Consider the following 18,041-nt stretch of genomic DNA (forward strand, 5'->3'; position numbering starts at 1 on the left):
ACGCCAATCGCTTCTTGTTTTGTTTATTTGATTTGTTTTAATGCCAGTTTCACAACCTGCTCCACTGGCGCATCGGGCTGATCCTTCAATATCTGCACCACGACTTTCTGCGTAGGAGCAGGCGAGAATCCCAACATAGTAAGGGCTGCCACTGCTTCGTCTCTGACAGCTGTATCAACAGCGACAGCTACCGATCCGCCAGCAGGCAGTTCGTCGGCAATGCCCAAGGCTACTATCTTATCTTTCAGATCAACAATGATACGTTGGGCAGTTTTCAGTCCGATACCCTTGATGCTCTTGATAAGTCGCTCATCACCGGTGGAGATCGCTGCACACAATTCTGCCACACTCATCGATGACAGCACCATTCGGGCTGTATTTGCCCCCACACCGCTAACAGTAATAAGCAGTTGAAACATCTCGCGCTCCTTCTTACCTGAAAATCCATAGAGCACATAAGCATCTTCGCGGATAGCCTCATAGACATAGAGTTTCACGGTGTTCTTTCCCTGTATCGCACTATAAGTGGTGAGCGATATGCTCATGGCATAGCCCACACCGGCAGCCTCAACAGTGGCTGAGGCAGGACTGAGCTCTGCCAGTTCGCCTTTAATATAATCTATCATAACTTATAATTTTGTATTAATACAATAGTTATAACGCTTGTTGGTGACGATTTATTGTGTGAGACGCCCATAAATCTTCAAATTGTCAGAATTGAAGGTCAGAGAAGAAAATATTCCGCCAAACTGTAACGATTCTCATGCAAAAAGTGTAATTTTGCACACAGACAGACAATAAGACAACTCAAAACAAGATACAAACATGAAGAAAATTCGCGCTGCCGTAGTTGGTTACGGCAACATCGGCAAATACGCCGTAGAAGCTCTTGAAGCCGCTGAAGACTTCGAGATTGCAGGAATCGTCCGCAGAAACGGAGCAGACAACAAACCCGCAGAACTGGCTGCATACCCTGTGGTCAAGGATATCAAGGAACTGAAAGATGTAGATGTAGCCATTCTTGCCACTCCTACTCGATCATGTGAAGAACATGCCATGCAGATTCTGCCTCTGGGCATCAACACCGTCGATTCGTTTGATATACATACCAATATCCGTGGTTATCGCGAAAGACTGATGGAGGTTAACAAGAAAACCGGTACCGTCAGTGTGATTGCTGCGGGATGGGATCCAGGATCAGACTCTATCGTACGTACGCTCATGCAGAGCCTCGCACCAAAAGGTCTGACCTATACCAATTTCGGACCAGGAATGTCTATGGGACACTCTGTATGCGTTCGTTCGAAAGCGGGTGTAAAGAATGCACTCTCTATGACTATTCCTTTGGGCGAGGGCATACATCGCCGCATGGTATATGTAGAATTGGAAGACGGTGCCAAGCTTGATGAGGTGACAGCTGCCATCAAAGCCGATCCATACTTTGCCAACGATGAGACACACGTCTTTGCCGTTGAATCAGTGGATGCTGTTCGCGATATGGGTCATGGCGTACATCTTGTGCGCAAAGGTGTAAGTGGAAAGACTCAGAACCAGCGTTTTGAATTCGATATGAGCATCAACAACCCTGCGCTCACTGCTCAGGTATTGGTCAATGTGGCTCGTGCCTCCATGCGTCAGCAACCCGGTTGCTACACCATGGTTGAACTGCCGGTCATTGACATGCTGCCCGGTGAACGCGCAGACCTTATCGAACATTTAGTATAACTCTATAAACGGAAGCCTGAGTCACAGCTATTTTCATAACAGCTGACAGCTTAGGCTTCCGTTATTCTTTATTCATCACAACTGTATGCACCACCTTGAAATCTCCGACGAACAGTCACTCGACAATGCCGGCATCCGTGTCACAGCCGTACGCTTGATGGTATGGCGCACCATACGCCATGGTTTCAGTGATGCTTTTAGTCTGGCAGATGTTGAAAAGGCCCTGCCTACAGTTGATCGCTCCACCCTGTTTCGCACACTCACCCTCTTTGCCAATGTGCATCTGCTCCATGATATTGACGATGGAACGGGCATGCAGAAATATTGCGTCTGCCATTTTGACGATACCCGACAGTGTGACGGCCATGTTCATCTGACCTGTCGCAAATGCAACCGCACCTATTGTCTGACAAGCATACGCATACCCCATGTCCCACTACCCGATGGCTTTGTAATGGAAGAGGCGGAATATATCGTAAAAGGCATCTGTGCCGAATGTGCTAAAGCGGGGAAATAATATTTTTTACTATGCGGTGATCTGCCATTCACCAATTAGGAGCCGACATACCACACACCTATTCTGTATTTGAAGATAGAAGAGACCAACGTAAACGAACTATGCGAAAAGGCAATAGCAGGACACCGACACTATAGAGACTGACCGTCACCGCACTTTACAGGCCATCAATGAAATGCTTGCCAACGCTATTAAGAATACCACGAAGGGAAGTATCCTTTTGGAATGTCGCAAGATAAAAAATGACCAAGGAACAGACAGTATCGCTTTCTGCGTCACCGATACAGGATGTGGTATTGCACCTAAACATCATAAGAAGTTGTTTGAAAGATTCGTCAAACTCGATTCCAACAAACAAGGTGCCGGATTGGGACTCTACATCTGCCGTACCATTGCTACCAAACTGGGCGGATCAATCACAAACAGCTACAACGTTAGAAGAACAACAATAAGAAAATAAGCACTACTATAAACAAATAAAAAAAGTATGAAAAAAACTATCACATCTATGCTGACTTTGTTGGCACTCTGCATGCCAGCACTATCGTCAGCGCAAGACTATCAGAAGTATTACAACCAGACTCCAGTCATGTTAACCCAACCACAACAGGTCAACATCCCCAGCCGAAGCATCACGCTGACAGAGGCAGGCGGAATAGGCGACGGTGTTACCCTCTGCACCAAAGCCATCCAGGATGCCATCGACAAGTTGGCACAACAAGGCGGTGGACACCTCATAGTACCAACAGGCGTTTGGCTGACTGGTCCTATTGAACTGAAAGACCACATCGATCTGCATTTGGAAAAGAATGCCATCATCTATTTCTCACCTGACAAAAGCATCTATCGCGATGCAGATACCAAAGCCCGGAGAGTATATCCATGCATCCGTGCCGAGAAACGTACTGACATTGCCATTACCGGAGAAGGTATCATTGACGGCAACGGTGCCCAATGGCGTCCCGTAAAGCGATCAAAAGTAAGCGATACTGAATGGAGCCAGTTTAAGAGTATGGGCGGACAGGAGATGAAAGATGGCACACTCTGGTATCCTTGGCAGATGCGCAACAGCTATCCTGACATTGCCAAATCGCCCGTAGCACAGGAGCAGATGCGCAACGACCTTGTGAGATTTGAAAAATGCAAAAGAGTTTTGTTCCAAGGCGTTACCTTCCAAAACTCGCCCCGATTCCACGTACATCCATGCTATTCTTCAGACATCATCATCGACGGCATCACCGTGCGTTGCCCTTGGAATGCACAGAATGGCGACGGCATCGACCTCTCTGACTGTCAACGTGTGTTGGTTGTCAATTCCACAGTCAATGTGGGTGACGACGGTATCTGCCTGAAGAGCGGACGTCCCAAAGCTTCTGCTGTATCAGGATGTGAAGACATTCTGGTAGAGAACAACACAGTATATCACGCACATGGAGCCTTTGTACTGGGTAGTGAGACAGCAGCCGGTGTGCGTCGTGTAGTGGCACGCAACTGCCGTTTTGCCGGAACAGATACCGGTTTGCGCTTCAAGAGCGGTGTAGGCCGTGGCGGTGAGACCAGCCAACTCTACATCAGCAATATCGTCATGACAGACATCAAAGACGAAGCCGTTGTTTTCCAGTGCGACTATGTCAATCGGCCAGCAGGAGCATCCGATGCCAAAGCATTGGCTCCAAAGGGTGATGAAGCACAATTTGTGCCCCATTTCCAAGATATCCATATTGACAATATCATCTGCCGTGGTGCAGAGACAGCCATCAAAGCGCATGGTATAGAAGGCATGCAATGCGTACGCGATATCAATATCAGCAACTCCACCTTCGTCTATAGCAAAAAGGGAGAAGACATTGATACAGCCAGTGCATCCGTAAAACTGACCAATGTGCGTCTGCTTAGCGATAAGAAACAATAACATGGCATAAAACTCCAATGATTGATAGTAGATAAAAAGCCTATCAATTATCATACAAAACCAAAGGTTAATGGGCAGAAATTCAGTTCTGCCCATTATTATTTCATTCAAAATTGCTAAAATATCACAAAAACCAGCCACAGACCGCAAATATCACACGAAGCCATGCATCAGTTAGCACATTTTTTCGTAACTTTGCAGCCTAATAGAGACAATATATTGTTATTGTAATTGTAATATAGCTATATAAACAACTAAGCGTAACACACTAATGAAATTAGACACATTGACCGCCATCTCGCCTATTGACGGACGTTACAGAAACAAAACAGAACAGTTGGCAGGATTTTTCTCAGAGTATGCACTCATCAAATACAGAGTGCGTGTAGAGATTGAATATTTCATCACACTCTGCGAGCTACCCTTGCCACAATTGGAGGATTTTGACCATAACCTATTCGAAACACTCCGCAACATCTACCGCAATTTCTCAGAAGAGAATGCCGGACGCGTAAAGGAAATCGAGAAGACAACCAACCACGACGTGAAAGCTGTGGAGTATTTCATCAAGGAAGAGCTCGACAAGATTGGCAATTTCGACAAGTATAAGGAGTTTATTCATTTCGGACTGACTTCACAGGACATCAACAACACCAGCGTTCCCCTCTCTATCAAGGAAGCACTCGAACAGGTGTATTATCCTATGGTAGAAGAGCTCATCGAACAGCTCAACGACTATGCCGAACAATGGAAAAACGTTCCTATGCTCGCCAAGACACACGGACAGCCCGCTTCTCCCACACGTTTGGGTAAAGAGGTTATGGTATATGTCTATCGCCTTGAAGAGCAGTTGCGTGGATTGAAAGACACTCCCATTACCGCCAAATTCGGTGGTGCAACCGGTAATTACAACGCCCACCATGTGGCTTACCCACAATACGACTGGCGCGAATTCGGTAACAAGTTTGTGGCTGAGAAACTCGGATTAGAGCGTGAACAGTGGACCACTCAGATTTCTAACTACGACTGGATGGGCGCTATCTTTGATGCCATGCGCCGCATCAACACCATCATCATCGATCTCGATCGCGACTTCTGGATGTATATCTCTATGGAATACTTCAAGCAGAAGATTAAGGCTGGAGAGGTTGGTTCGAGCGCTATGCCTCATAAAGTGAACCCCATCGACTATGAAAATTCAGAAGGAAACCTCGGCATTGCCAATGCCATTCTGCAATTCTTAGCCCAGAAGTTGCCCGTCAGCCGCCTGCAGCGCGACCTGACCGACTCTACTGTATTGCGCAACGTCGGCGTGCCTATGGGACATGCTGTCATTGCCATACAGAGCACACTGAAAGGCTTGCGTAAACTCATTCTCAACGAAGAGAAGATAGAGGCAGACCTCGACAACACATGGGCTGTGGTAGCAGAAGCCATCCAAACTATCCTGCGCCGCGAAGCATACCCCCACCCCTACGAGGCTCTGAAGGCATTGACTCGTACTAACCAGAAGATGACCCCAGAACTGATTCACGAATTCATTGCAGGTCTGGATGTCAGCGATGAGGTAAAAGAGGAACTTATGGCTATTACGCCAATGAATTATACAGGCATTTAAAGTATTAACCCCCAAAGAGGAACCGTGAGGTTCCCGAAAAAGAAAGGAAACAACAATTATGGATTTCGAAAACGAGAAGAAGACAGAAGAACAATCTGCAAACCAGCAGGGCGCCAGCAACCGAGAGGGTTACTCCAACCAACAGAACACTTATCGACAGGGGCGTTCACCACGTCCCCGTATTCATCAACAGACACGCACCTATAACCAGGGCGGCTACAACCGCAGTCAGAACGATGATGAAGGCGGTTTCCGTCCAGAAGGATTCGGTGCCGGACTTCAGAACAATAACGCCCAGCGTTCCTATCGTCCCCGCTACAACAATCAGCAGGATGGTGAACAGGGCGGATACCAGCCACGTCAGCAAGGTGGATACCAGCAGCGTGGAGGATATAACAACAACCGCGGTGGTTACCAACAGCGTGGCGGATATCAGCAGCGCGGCGGTTACAACAACAACCGTGGATATAATCGCGGATACAACAACAATCAGCAGGACGGTGAACAGGGCGGCTACCAATCACGCCAGCAAGGCGACTTCCAGCAGGGAGGTTATCAGCAGCAAGGCGGATACCAGCAGCGCGGCGGTTACCAACAGCGCGGCGGTTACAACAACCGCGGTGGATACCAGCAGCAGGGTGGATATCAGCAGCGTGGCGGTTACAACAACCGCGGCGGATACCAGCAGCAGGGTGGTTACCAGCAGCGTGGCGGATATAACAACAACCGCGGATATAATCGTCAGCGCACTGCAGACTATGATCCCAATGCAAAGTACAGCTTCAAGAAGCGTATAGAATATAAAGAGGAGAACTACGATCCCAACGAGCCCATCCGTTTGAACAAATTCCTTGCCAACGCCGGTGTTTGCAGCCGTCGTGAAGCTGATGATTTCATCCAGGCAGGTGTAGTGACCGTCAACGGAGAAGTGGTAACCGAATTGGGCACCAAGGTATTGCGCACCGACGAAGTGAAGTTCCACGACACTCCTGTCACTCCAGAGAAGAAAGTCTATGTGCTGCTCAACAAGCCCAAAGACTACGTGACCACCAGCGACGATCCTCAACAGCGTAAGATTGTGATGGATCTCGTCAAGGATGCTTGTCCTGAGCGCATCTATCCTGTAGGTCGTCTCGACCGCAACACCACCGGTGTGCTTCTGCTCACCAACGATGGTGACTTGGCATCGAAACTGACCCATCCTAAGTTCCTCAAGAAAAAGATTTATCACGTTTATCTCGATAAGAACGTGACTGCCCATGATATGCAGCAGATTGCCGAAGGTATCACCCTCGACGACGGTGACATCAAAGCCGACGACATCCAGTATGCAGACCCTGTTGACAAGAAGCAGGTGGGCATCGAGATCCACTCTGGTAAAAACCGCATTGTACGCCGTATCTTCGAGAGCCTCGGCTATAAAGTAACCAAGCTCGACCGTGTACAGTTTGCCGGACTTACCAAGAAGAACCTGCGTCGTGGCGACTGGCGCTACCTGACAGAGGAAGAGGTAGATCGTCTGCGCATGGGTGCTTACGAATAAACCAACAACGACTCACTGAAAATATAACAAGTGATGAAAAGAACTAAGATAGTAGATGTACTGAAGAGTACAGACTTTGGAAAAGATGTTTGTGTAAAGGGATGGGTGCGTACCCACCGTAGTTCGAAGGCCGTTGAATTCATTGCCCTCAACGACGGAAGCACCATCAACAACGTACAAATCGTTGTTAACCCTTCACAGTTTGATGAAGAAATGCTCAAGCAGATTACCACTGGTGCATGTATCTGTGCCACTGGTATTTTGGTAGAGAGTCAGGGTGCTGGTCAGAGCAGTGAAATTCAGGCCAAGACCTTGGAAATCTATGGTCTCTGCGATAACACTTATCCCATGCAGAAGAAAGGCCAGTCGTTTGAGGTGATGCGCAAGAATGCACACCTCCGTCTGCGTACCAATACTTTCGGTGCTGTGATGCGCATACGCCACAACATGGCTATTGCCATCCACCAATACTTCCATGAGCATGGTTTCTTCTATTTCCACACACCACTGATTACTGCCAGCGACTGCGAAGGTGCCGGACAGATGTTCCAGGTGACCACCAAGAATCTCTACGACCTGAAAAAGGACGAGAACGGTAGCATCATCTATGACGATGACTTCTTTGGCAAGCAGACTTCACTGACCGTCAGCGGACAGTTGGAGGGTGAGCTCGGTGCCACCGCACTGGGTGCCATCTATACTTTCGGCCCGACCTTCCGTGCTGAGAATTCCAATACTCCACGCCACTTGGCTGAGTTTTGGATGATTGAGCCAGAAGTCGCCTTCATCGACCTCAACGATCTGATGGACCTTGAGGAAGACTTCATCAAGTATTGCGTGCGTTGGGCATTGGAAAACTGTAAGGATGACCTTGCTTTCCTCAACAAGATGATCGACAAGACGCTGATTGAGCGCTTGGAGGGCATATTGAAAGATAGCTTCGTGCGTCTGCCCTACACCAAGGGTATTGAGATTCTGGAAGAGGCTGTGAAGAACGGTAAGAAGTTTGAATTCCCCGTATCATGGGGTATGGACCTCGCTTCCGAGCATGAGCGTTTCCTTGTGGAGGAACACTTCAAGAAGCCAGTCATCATGACCGACTACCCACGCGACATCAAGGCTTTCTATATGAAGCAGAACAACGACAGCGAAGAACGCCGTACCGTTCAGGGCACCGATGTACTGTTCCCACAGATTGGCGAAATCATCGGTGGTTCTGTTCGTGAGGAGAGTTACGACAAACTGATGGCTGAAATCGAGCGTCGCCAGATTCCTATGAAGGATATGTGGTGGTATCTCGACACCCGTCGCTATGGAAGTTGTCCTCACGGCGGTTTCGGTCTCGGTTTCGAGCGCCTCATCCTGTTTGTCACCGGCATGCAGAATATCCGCGACGTGATTCCTTTCCCACGTACTCCAAAGACAGCTGATTTCTAAATCACACATAGCATACTGGAAAGACGGCATCCTTCACGGGTTGCCGTCTTTTTCGTTGATAGACAAAAGAAGAATGTTTCGATGCTATCGAATGCACCATATATATAATGTACGTACGCGCACGCACACGCGACGTTATGATTTTATTAACATCAAACACCCAACTTGCATAATATCCTATAGGACATCGACTTACGTGGGTGTTCGATGATGACAGGATAGTTTTCAAACAGTGGCAACACCTTTATCAAACGTTGAAAACACCTTTATCAAACGTTGAAAACACTTTTATCAAACGTTGGATAACACTTTTATCAAACGTTGGATAATACTTTTATCAAACGTTGGATAATACCTTTATCAAACGTTGGATAATACCTTTATCAAACGTTGGATAATACTTTGATCCATTATGCACTCTTATACAATATTACACAACATCGCTATACAACGTTTCCTAATGTATTCACCGACTCACACTTGGTAGTTTGGGTTGTCGATAGTAAAAACGTTGGTGGGTGGTCGAGCGGTGGTCGAAACGAAAGCAATCGACCACCACTTAAAGTATTGTGTAATAACACCTTACACTATAGTGGTGGTCGAGTGGTCGAAATTTTCTAAAAACTAAAATTTAGGTGTGCACAGTCATGCTGTGCAATATTGTCACAGTTTGCAGGTAACCTGTAATAGGAGGATCAACCTGCTGCATGCACACATTTCATATTGGTAGCCAACTGCTTAACACTACTTGCACCAACCAATACACTTGTCACGCCATGCTGTTGGAGAATCCATGCCAATGCCATTTCTGCCAATGTTTCTCCACGATCAGCAGCCTCTTGATTGAGTTGTTGCAACTGTGCCAGGAGTTCTGGCGTTAATACCGAATGTTTCAAGAAACGCTCTTGAGCCATGCGACTATCGGCAGGCACTCCGTTGAGATAACGGTCGGTAAGCAATCCTTGCGCCAACGGTGAGAACGATATGAAACCGATACCCTCTGCTGCACAATAGTCGAGCGTGCCATTCTCCTGCGGTGTGCGGTCCAACATGTTGAGTTTGTCTTGGAATATCAACAATGGTGTGTCGTGTGCTTTCAGATAGTCCACTGCTTTCTTCAATGCATCCAGTGGCCAACGGCTGATACCCAAATAGAGTGCTTTGCCTTGGCGCACAATATCCACCATGGCTTGTAGTGTTTCCTCTATCGGGGTGTTGGGATCAAAGCGATGGCTATAAAACAAATCGACATAGTCTATATGCATGCGCTTGAGGCTCTGGTCGATACTCGCCATAAGATACTTACGCGAGCCCCACTCTCCATAAGGTCCAGGCCACATATCGTAACCAGCTTTGGTCGATATGAACAGTTCATCGCGGTAGCGCTTGAAGTCATCGTCCATGAGTCTGCCCATAGTTTCTTCTGCCGAACCGTATGGCGGTCCATAGTTGTTGGCAAGATCGAAATGGGTGATACCATGGTCGAAAGCGTAGTGAGTGATGGCACGACTGCGCTCATAAGAGTCGTTGCCTCCGAAATTATGCCAGAATCCTAAACTGACTTTTGGAAGCATCACTCCACTGCGTCCACAGCGCTGATAGAGTGCCTCTGCATCGGCGTAACGGCTATTGTCTGCCGTATAGATTTCTTTCAGTTCCATAATGTTTGATGTATTTGTGTCGATAAAGTTACACATATTTTCCGAAGATATGTTGTATATCACAAACTTTTTTACTATTTTTGCAAAGTAAAGACATTATTAACCTACAAAAAATGAAAAAGACTCTTCTATTAGTTGCCATGGCTCTGTTGGGCCTTACCCATGTTTCGGCACAGGATGTCGATGATCTTGGAATTTTCAACCACCTTAGCATTGGTGCGGGAGTGGGTACCACCGGTATCACTATCGACCTTGCTGCGCCCGTCACCCCCTATGTAGCCGTACGCGCTGGTGTTGATATCTTCCCTAACATTAAGGTGAAGACCGATTTGGATATTGATGTAAATGTAGATCAGCAGTACGAACATTATATCAGCGGCTTTACTATCCCTAAAGAGGTGAAGGTAGAGGGCAAGACCGACATGATAGGTGGCAATGCCCACGTCCTGTTTGATTTCTTCCCCTTCAAACAGAGCAGTTTCCACTTGACTGCCGGTGCTTATTTCGGTAAAGACAAGGTGGTCAGCCTCTACAACAAAGAAGATGGTGCGCTGAAAGTCATCAATCAGGCCAACCAGATATTGATCAACGAGGGAATAGCAAACCCCAATACCCACGAAAACATGATTGGTTTGGATTTGGGCGATTTCTTTCTGACTCCCGATCAGAATGGTAATGTAGATGCCACGCTGAAGGTGAGCAAGTTTCGCCCCTATGTGGGTTTAGGCTTTGGACGTCCCGTACCGATGAAGCATCGCTTCACTTGCAATTTCGACCTTGGTGTACAGTTTTGGGGCACACCTGAAGTTTATCTGCGCGACAACAAACTGGAGAAGACCACAACCAATAGCGATGCTGGCGAGGTATTGAAGGTTATCAGTAAGATTTCTGTTTATCCTTCGCTCAACATCCGCTTCGTAGGTCGCATTCTCTAATGAGGCATATCTATTAATAAGGTGTAGGCAGCACATGGGTGCTGCCTACCTTTGTTTCTATTGATGATGTTGCGTGATTGCCGTTGGATATGTGTGATGACGTCAAACCAGCGTGATACCATCATCGGCAATAGTAATCAGCCGGCGGCGATACAAGTCGCCGATGGCTTTCTTATACACCTTCTTGCTCACTTTGAATCGATCTTGGATGAGTTCCGAAGGACTCTTATCGCCCAAATCACAATGTCCGCCATTCTCCTGTAGATAATGGAGAAGCACGTCGGAGAACTCTTCGGTCTGGCGTCGTCCAGTAGGTTGCAACGTCAGATCAATCTTGTTGTCTTGGCGCACATGGTCGATATACGCTTTGAGGCGATCGCCCGAATGAAGGGATTGGAAAATCTGTCCCTCGTAGATAAGACCCTGATACTTGTTATCTACAATGACCTTGAAACCGAGATCTGTCTTTTGCCACACCAGCACTTCCACCTCGTCACCATGTTTATAGACATGATAGGGAGTCTGTTTGATTTCATCATTGGTCGGGAAAAGATACTTGTCAACCTTGGCTGTAGCCATCAGTCGGTAGCTCTCTTCATCGATGGTGATATAGACCAGATAATATTGTCCTTTCTGCATGCGCATCTTCTGCTCGCGGAATGGGCAAAACAAATCTTTCATCAATCCCCAGTTGAGGAAAGCACCATATTCGTTGACCCATGCCACTTCAAGCCATGCGAAATCGCCTACCTTGGCTATCGGTTTTTGGGTTGTAGCTACTGGGCGTTCGTCCTGATCGAGATAGATAAACACTTCGAGTTGGTCTCCTATCTTGGCATCTTTAGGCACATAGCGTGCAGGGAGAAGTATCTCACCTTCATCACCTCCATCAAGATACAGGCCGAAATCAACGGCCTTGACAATCGTCAGCGTATTATAGTCACCGAGTTTTATCTTCATTTATTTCTTCGTTTTGTGGTTGTTCTATTGTTTGTTCTGCTGCGCTGTGTTGATCTGCTACAGCGTCTTCACCTTCCACTGGTTGCTCCGACGGTTCAACAGTTTCGGGCTGTTCCAACTCTCCGTCACGCAGATGTATGGTACGGTCGGTAAGCGTGGCAAGTTGTTCGTCGTGGGTAACAATGACAAAGGTCTGTCCGTACTTGTCGCGCAAATCGAAAAACAGCTGATGCAGTTCTGCCTTGTTTTTCGAATCAAGCGATCCACTGGGTTCATCTGCCAGTATGACCGTAGGATTGTTGATCAATGCACGTGCCACCGCCACACGTTGTTTCTCACCGCCACTAAGTTCGTTAGGCTTGTGGTTGGCTCTGTCTGCCAGTCCCATAAACTGTAGAAGTTCAGAAGCTCGCTGTTTGGCTTCGCTACTTGATGTGCCTGCGATATAGGCTGGTATCATAATATTTTCCAGCGCTGTAAATTCGGGCAGCAGTTGATGAAACTGAAACACGAAACCGATATGACGGTTGCGGAAGTCTGCCAGTTTTTTGTTAGACAAACTCGTCACGTCGATTCCGTCTATATGTACCGAACCAGTATTGGGCCGGTCGAGCGTTCCTATAATCTGCAACAAGGTTGTCTTGCCGGCTCCGCTTGGTCCTACAATACTGACCACCTCACCTTTTCCTATGGTGAGGTCTATGCCTTTGAGCACTTGCAGTTTGCCAAAACTCTTGGTGATGTTGTTGATAGCTATCATTTCTTCAGAAATTTCTTTGTTCGTTGTTTGTTGATCCAGCGCAGGATAGCGTCATAGATACTGCTTTCCTCATGGTGCTGGGCCTCAGTAAAGGTCATATTCTCCTCCTTGATGTCACCATACTGATCGGGGAAGATTATCATTAGATTCTTGCCCGAAAAATGTTGCATAAGCTCATTGGGCAGGCGTTCAAGTGCAGATTTATAAGAGATGGTTCCTTTACGGGCAGTAACCACTACAAACATGTGGTCGTTGCGTATGGTCTCTGCCAATCGGGGCAGTTCGTTCCAATGTGCCATGTAGGTATATTCGCTGCGCACACTGGGATGCCAGTTGGTGATGTATTCTCTGATGAGTGCCAACGACTCTTGACGTCCATGAAATTCTATACGGCAATCAAGATTTCCTGCCATTCGGCACAAGCGTTCGAGCCAGCGATGGAATCCGGGTTCAAATTCTGCTCGCGACGGGACGACCACTTCTATGCGACGCAGCGTATTGAGGGGTTCTATGAATCGTGTGAGCACAATCTGCCGGCTCAGTCCATTATACAAGCTCTGTATGAAATCGCCCCAGAATTTGGGATTGTTATCGGTATGAACGTGCATACCCATGATAATTTCCGAGGCTGCAAACTCACGGAAGGCATGCTTGATGCCATTGGCAATATTGGTGGCAAGGCGCACTTGGGTCTGCATCTTCACATCATAACCGCTGGCACGTTGTTCCAGTTTCTCTAACAATTGCAATCCGTGTTCCCTATTGATGGCTGCTTTTTGGTCATCATACACTACATTGAGCGCCACCAATTCACGATTCAACTTCTGGTTGCGCATCATCACCGCAAGTTCGAGAAGTTGCGGTGCAATCTCTGGATACTTCACACAAAGGAAGATGCGCTCATCATCGCGCTGCTGATTGGTCACAGGCAGATGTGACTTATCGCACAACACGATTTGTCGGGCTGCCTGTTCGGTGGTCATCGTACTGATCAGACAAGTGACGAGTATCATGATAACTACGCCGTTGAGTATCTCGTTGTTGACCAAATACACACCAGGACTTATCTCCAAACGCATGCCAACCAATACCATGGCGATGGCACCAGCCGCATGGGCGCTGGTCAGACCAAACATCATACGGCCTGCAACCTGTGGCAAGCGGAACAGCAGACTCGACAGATAGGCTGCCACTGCCTTACCGAAGGTTCCGAAGAATGCTATCATCGTCACGATAAACAGCATGTGTGGTCCTTCAAACAGACTGCTCACATCGATAAGCATACCCACTCCAATCAGGAAATAGGGAATAAACAATGCATTACCGATAAACTCTATGCGGTTCATCAGAGGCGATACGTGGGGAATATATCGGTTAAGTATCAGTCCTGAGAAAAATGCGCCAACAATACCTTCCACTCCTACGGCTTCTGAAGCCGCAGCACTTAGAAACAATATAGCCAATACAAAGATGAACTGCATGACGGCATCACTATAGCGACGCAGGAAGAAGCGGGTCAGTTTTGGAATAAGCCATACGCTGACACCACAATAGCACACAAACTTAGTAAGAAACAACAGCCAGAACCCTACCCCCACATCTTCTCCATAGGAAGCTGCCAAGGCTGCCAACATAAGGAGTGCCAGAAAGAGTGAGATCATCGACGAACCGACAGACAGCATGACACTCGACTCACGTTGCAGTCCGTAGCGTCCGATTATGGGATAGGCTATTAGTGTGTTCGATGCCATGATACATCCCAGCAGGAAAGAGGCTTGCGAGGAGTACCCTAAAATATGCTCTGCCATAATCCACGTAAGTGATAGAGGGACGAAACAGGTCAGCAGTCCGAATATCAAGAATCGGTTGCTATTGCGTTTCACACTCTCCATGTCCATCTCAAGGCCTGCGAGAAACATAATATAGAGCAATCCGACCTTGCCAAACAGTTCAAACGAATCGTCGCGTTGTAGGATATTGAATCCGTATTTACCCACAATCATTCCCGCCAACACCATACCGATGATGTGTGGAATGCGCAGTTTGCTCATAATGATAGGGGCAAACAGAATGATGAGCAGCACCACGCAGAATATCAGCGTGGGATCAGTAATGGGGAAATATGATAACAGCATCTGCATATTTGTCTTTACAAGGGTTCAAAGGTACGAATAAGCGAGCGAAAAACCAAATATATTTGAGCTTTTCCGAGCGAGAGTACCTAAAATCCATAGGATTAAAGGTACGAATAAGCGAGCGAAAAACCAAATATATTTGAGCTTTTCCGAGCGAGAGTACCTAAAATCCATAGGATTAAAGGTACGAATAAGCGAGCGAAAAACCAAATATATTTGAGCTTTTCCGAGCGGGAGTACCTAAAATCCATAGGATTAAAGGTACGAATAAGCGAGCGAAAAACCGTTTCCAATTCAAATAGATTCAAGCTTTTACATGACAAAAAGTACAAGAATGTAACCACCAACAGGGTTTTAACCAACAAAAACTAAAGAAAAAACCACTTTTTCTTTGCATTCTGCTCACATAATCGTACCTTTGCACCCGGATATTCAACATAACCAAAGAAAAAGATAAATTATGAAAGTAGCAATCGTTGGCGCCAGTGGCGCCGTAGGACAGGAATTTCTTCGAATACTCGACCAGCGCAACTTCCCTATGGACGAGTTGGTGTTGTTCGGCTCAAAGCGCAGTGCAGGTACCACTTACACATTTCGTGGAAAAGAACTGACCGTCAAATTGCTTCAGCATAACGACGATTTCAAAGACATCGACATCGCCTTTACATCGGCAGGCGGCGGCACCTCTGAGGAGTTTGCCGAAACCATCACCAAGTATGGTGCCGTGATGATCGACAACTCGAGTGCATTCCGTATGTGCGACGATGTACCCTTGGTAGTTCCCGAAGTGAATGCCGAGGATGCCCTCAACCGTCCACGTGGCATTATTGCCAACCCCAACTGCACCACTATCATGATGGTTGTTGTGCTCAAGCCCATCGACGATCTGAGCCATATCAAGAAGATTCACATCGCTTCCTACCAGAGTGCATCTGGTGCTGGAGCTGCTGCTATGGCAGAACTGCAACAGCAGTACAAAGACCTTATCGAGACAGGAAAGACCGATCACATCAGTAAGTTCCCCCACCAGTTGGCATACAACGTCATTCCACAGATTGACAAGATGACACCCAACGACTATACCAAGGAGGAAATGAAGATGTTCAACGAAACTCGTAAAATCATGCACTCGGATGTACGCACAAGTGCCACCTGTGTACGTGTATCATCTCTTCGTTCTCACTCTGAGAGCGTATGGTTTGAAACCGAGAGTCCGCTTACCGTCGAACAGATTCGCACAGCACTTGAAGCAGCTCCCGGCGTAACCGTTAAGGACGATGCCCAAAACTACGTATATCCCATGCCTTTGGAGAGTGCAGGCAAAGACGATATCTATGTAGGACGCATCCGCAAGGATCTTGCCGACGATAATGGTAACACCTTGTGGCTCACCGGCGACCAGATTCGCAAAGGTGCCGCCCTCAATGCAGTACAGATTGCCGAATACCTTATCAAGGTGGGCAACGTAAAATAACCCGAAGGCATCCCGAAACCATCCCGACCACTCCGTCACTCAATAATGATGTGACATTGTGGTCGGTTTTTCATTGATGGCGGGTCATTTTATAGATTTTCATCTCGTATCGATTATACGCTAAATAAAGAACGAAGATGCACATAAAAGAAAAGCACTTGCAACTTCTTCCAACTCTGCAGAATGCTTTATTGGCAGTGGCAGTGTTCTGTTATTGGATGTGGATAGCTCCTCATCTCTTATTTTTCCGCGAAAGCATGCAGCTTTTTCTTTGGACAGAAGACTATCTGAGCGAACGCCTTGCCGTGCCGGGTGGATTTGCACAGTATCTTGGTGAGTGCATCGTGCAGTTGTTTCTCAATCCTGCCATCGGCGCTGGTTGCTACGCCTTGATGGCTGTCATGACCAAGATCATTTCTGCCCGTCTTCTGAGTTCGGTTATAACCGACAAAGTACGCTGGTCTTGGCTTACGCTCCTGCCTCCGCTTGTCTTGTGGTATATTACTACGGTGCCCACCATACCGATGACAGTTCCCGTAGCATTGTTGCTGACCATAACCCTAATGGCAATACTACCCGACAACCCTCGCAGTAGTATGTGGCTGACTATTGTCCTCGTCCCTGCGGGCTACTGGCTGTTAGGACCAGCCATCGTTCTATTACCTCTCTACCATCTACGCTTCCTGCATAGAGCACAGCGATTTCACATCGTTACGGTAGTGCTTGGCACTTTGCTGTTGTTGGCAGGTTCCGTAGTGGCGAGCAGTCGCGTCGTGGCTTATCCGCTCCGCATGCTCGTCCAAGGCATCGACTACCATTGGGCTCCTGAGTTGATGGGCGACGAGGAGGAAATGATTTACGACATGCTGTCCAGACGTCACCGCTGGGCAACGATAGCCAACCGCTATAATACCCACCCATCCGACAATCCTGCCATTCTGGCTGTGGCGAAATATGCCCTTTATCATGAAGGGATGATAGAACGGCAAGAACTTCTTCAGGGCCTTGCTCCCTCTTTCCGATCCCAGAACTCCATCCCGGCCATGCAAATGATTAGCGAGGTATATCTTCGTGTGGGATTCATCACCATGTCACAACGCAATGCCTTTGAAGCCATGGAGGGCATTCCCAACTGCAACAAGAGTGCCCGTTCACTGTATCGACTGGTAGAGACTAACCTGATTACTGGGCAATATGAAGTGGCGCTAAAATACATCACTATACTTGAACATACACTCATGTATCGTTCCTGGGCAAATAAGATGCGCCGTCTGGTGGAACATCCACAACGCATCCGGAATCATGTGTTCTATCATGAACTGCAACTGGTCTATAATGCCACTCCAGATGCATTTTTCTAACTT

15 protein-coding genes are annotated in these 18,041 nt (G+C 47.4%); 10 read left to right on the plus strand and 5 right to left on the minus strand.

The window, feature by feature from the left end:
• Nucleotides 1-23 precede the first annotated feature (23 nt).
• Complete coding sequence (gene ruvA / locus CIK96_RS07800) at nucleotides 24-626, minus strand: Holliday junction branch migration protein RuvA (protein ID WP_094391385.1); 603 nt, start codon at nucleotides 624-626, stop codon at nucleotides 24-26.
• A 199-nt stretch (nucleotides 627-825) separates the two neighbouring features.
• Between ruvA and CIK96_RS07805 the strand changes: the two genes are divergently transcribed.
• The 7 genes from CIK96_RS07805 (at nucleotide 826) to asnS (ending at nucleotide 8,752) form a co-directional block, all read left to right on the plus strand.
• Nucleotides 826-1,725 carry a diaminopimelate dehydrogenase gene (locus CIK96_RS07805; RefSeq protein WP_094391386.1) on the plus strand — a complete coding sequence of 300 codons (900 nt, stop codon included), beginning with the start codon at nucleotides 826-828 and terminating at the stop codon, nucleotides 1,723-1,725.
• Nucleotides 1,726-1,810: 85 nt separating this feature from the next.
• A complete protein-coding gene (locus CIK96_RS07810) occupies nucleotides 1,811-2,242 on the plus strand; it encodes a Fur family transcriptional regulator (protein ID WP_094440244.1) in 432 nt (143 codons plus the stop codon).
• 133 nt (nucleotides 2,243-2,375) lie between these two features.
• The gene (locus CIK96_RS07815; RefSeq protein WP_256387597.1) at nucleotides 2,376-2,702 is read left to right on the plus strand and encodes an ATP-binding protein; all 327 of its coding nucleotides are present in this window, start codon (nucleotides 2,376-2,378) and stop codon (nucleotides 2,700-2,702) included.
• A gap of 27 nt (nucleotides 2,703-2,729) precedes the next feature.
• Nucleotides 2,730-4,154: a glycoside hydrolase family 28 protein gene (locus tag CIK96_RS07820; RefSeq protein WP_094440246.1), complete on the plus strand. Its 1,425-nt coding sequence runs from the start codon at nucleotides 2,730-2,732 to the stop codon at nucleotides 4,152-4,154.
• A gap of 271 nt (nucleotides 4,155-4,425) precedes the next feature.
• Nucleotides 4,426-5,772 (plus strand): adenylosuccinate lyase, encoded by a 1,347-nt coding sequence (gene purB, locus CIK96_RS07825; protein ID WP_094391390.1) that lies wholly within the window; start codon nucleotides 4,426-4,428, stop codon nucleotides 5,770-5,772.
• 58 nt (nucleotides 5,773-5,830) lie between these two features.
• Complete coding sequence (locus tag CIK96_RS07830) at nucleotides 5,831-7,315, plus strand: pseudouridine synthase (RefSeq protein ID WP_094391391.1); 1,485 nt, start codon at nucleotides 5,831-5,833, stop codon at nucleotides 7,313-7,315.
• Between the two features lie 33 nt (nucleotides 7,316-7,348).
• Nucleotides 7,349-8,752, plus strand: a complete 1,404-nt coding sequence (asnS, locus tag CIK96_RS07835; protein WP_094440247.1) for an asparagine--tRNA ligase — start codon at nucleotides 7,349-7,351, stop codon at nucleotides 8,750-8,752.
• 695 nt (nucleotides 8,753-9,447) lie between these two features.
• Here asnS and CIK96_RS07840 read toward each other — a convergent pair.
• Nucleotides 9,448-10,413 carry an aldo/keto reductase gene (locus CIK96_RS07840; protein ID WP_094391415.1) on the minus strand — a complete coding sequence of 322 codons (966 nt, stop codon included), beginning with the start codon at nucleotides 10,411-10,413 and terminating at the stop codon, nucleotides 9,448-9,450.
• A gap of 113 nt (nucleotides 10,414-10,526) precedes the next feature.
• Between CIK96_RS07840 and CIK96_RS07845 the strand changes: the two genes are divergently transcribed.
• The gene (locus CIK96_RS07845; protein WP_094440248.1) at nucleotides 10,527-11,348 is read left to right on the plus strand and encodes a hypothetical protein; all 822 of its coding nucleotides are present in this window, start codon (nucleotides 10,527-10,529) and stop codon (nucleotides 11,346-11,348) included.
• A gap of 102 nt (nucleotides 11,349-11,450) precedes the next feature.
• Here the strand turns inward: CIK96_RS07845 and CIK96_RS07850 are convergent, their stop codons facing one another.
• Genes CIK96_RS07850 through CIK96_RS07860 form a run of 3 tightly spaced genes read right to left on the minus strand, consistent with a single transcriptional unit; the run spans nucleotide 11,451 to nucleotide 15,209 of the window.
• Entirely contained in the window at nucleotides 11,451-12,308 is an 858-nt protein-coding gene (locus tag CIK96_RS07850) for a S1 RNA-binding domain-containing protein (protein ID WP_094440249.1), read from the minus strand.
• Nucleotides 12,289-13,068 carry an ABC transporter ATP-binding protein gene (locus tag CIK96_RS07855; RefSeq protein ID WP_094440250.1) on the minus strand — a complete coding sequence of 260 codons (780 nt, stop codon included), beginning with the start codon at nucleotides 13,066-13,068 and terminating at the stop codon, nucleotides 12,289-12,291. Before CIK96_RS07855 ends, CIK96_RS07850 begins: the two co-directional genes overlap by 20 nt.
• Entirely contained in the window at nucleotides 13,065-15,209 is a 2,145-nt protein-coding gene (locus CIK96_RS07860) for a cation:proton antiporter (protein ID WP_094440251.1), read from the minus strand. The genes CIK96_RS07855 and CIK96_RS07860 overlap by 4 nt, the downstream gene beginning before the upstream one ends.
• 454 nt (nucleotides 15,210-15,663) lie before the next feature.
• Here CIK96_RS07860 and CIK96_RS07865 point away from each other — a divergent pair, with 454 nt between their 5' ends.
• Together CIK96_RS07865 and CIK96_RS07870 are read left to right on the plus strand one after the other, a co-directional pair.
• Nucleotides 15,664-16,677: an aspartate-semialdehyde dehydrogenase gene (locus CIK96_RS07865; protein WP_094391397.1), complete on the plus strand. Its 1,014-nt coding sequence runs from the start codon at nucleotides 15,664-15,666 to the stop codon at nucleotides 16,675-16,677.
• A 137-nt stretch (nucleotides 16,678-16,814) separates the two neighbouring features.
• Nucleotides 16,815-18,038, plus strand: coding sequence for a DUF6057 family protein (locus CIK96_RS07870; RefSeq protein WP_094440252.1), 1,224 nt, complete (start codon nucleotides 16,815-16,817; stop codon nucleotides 18,036-18,038).
• Nucleotides 18,039-18,041 lie beyond the last annotated feature (3 nt).

Origin of the sequence: Prevotella sp. P4-98 (genome assembly GCF_002251405.1) — a bacterium.
GTDB lineage: Bacteria > Bacteroidota > Bacteroidia > Bacteroidales > Bacteroidaceae > Prevotella.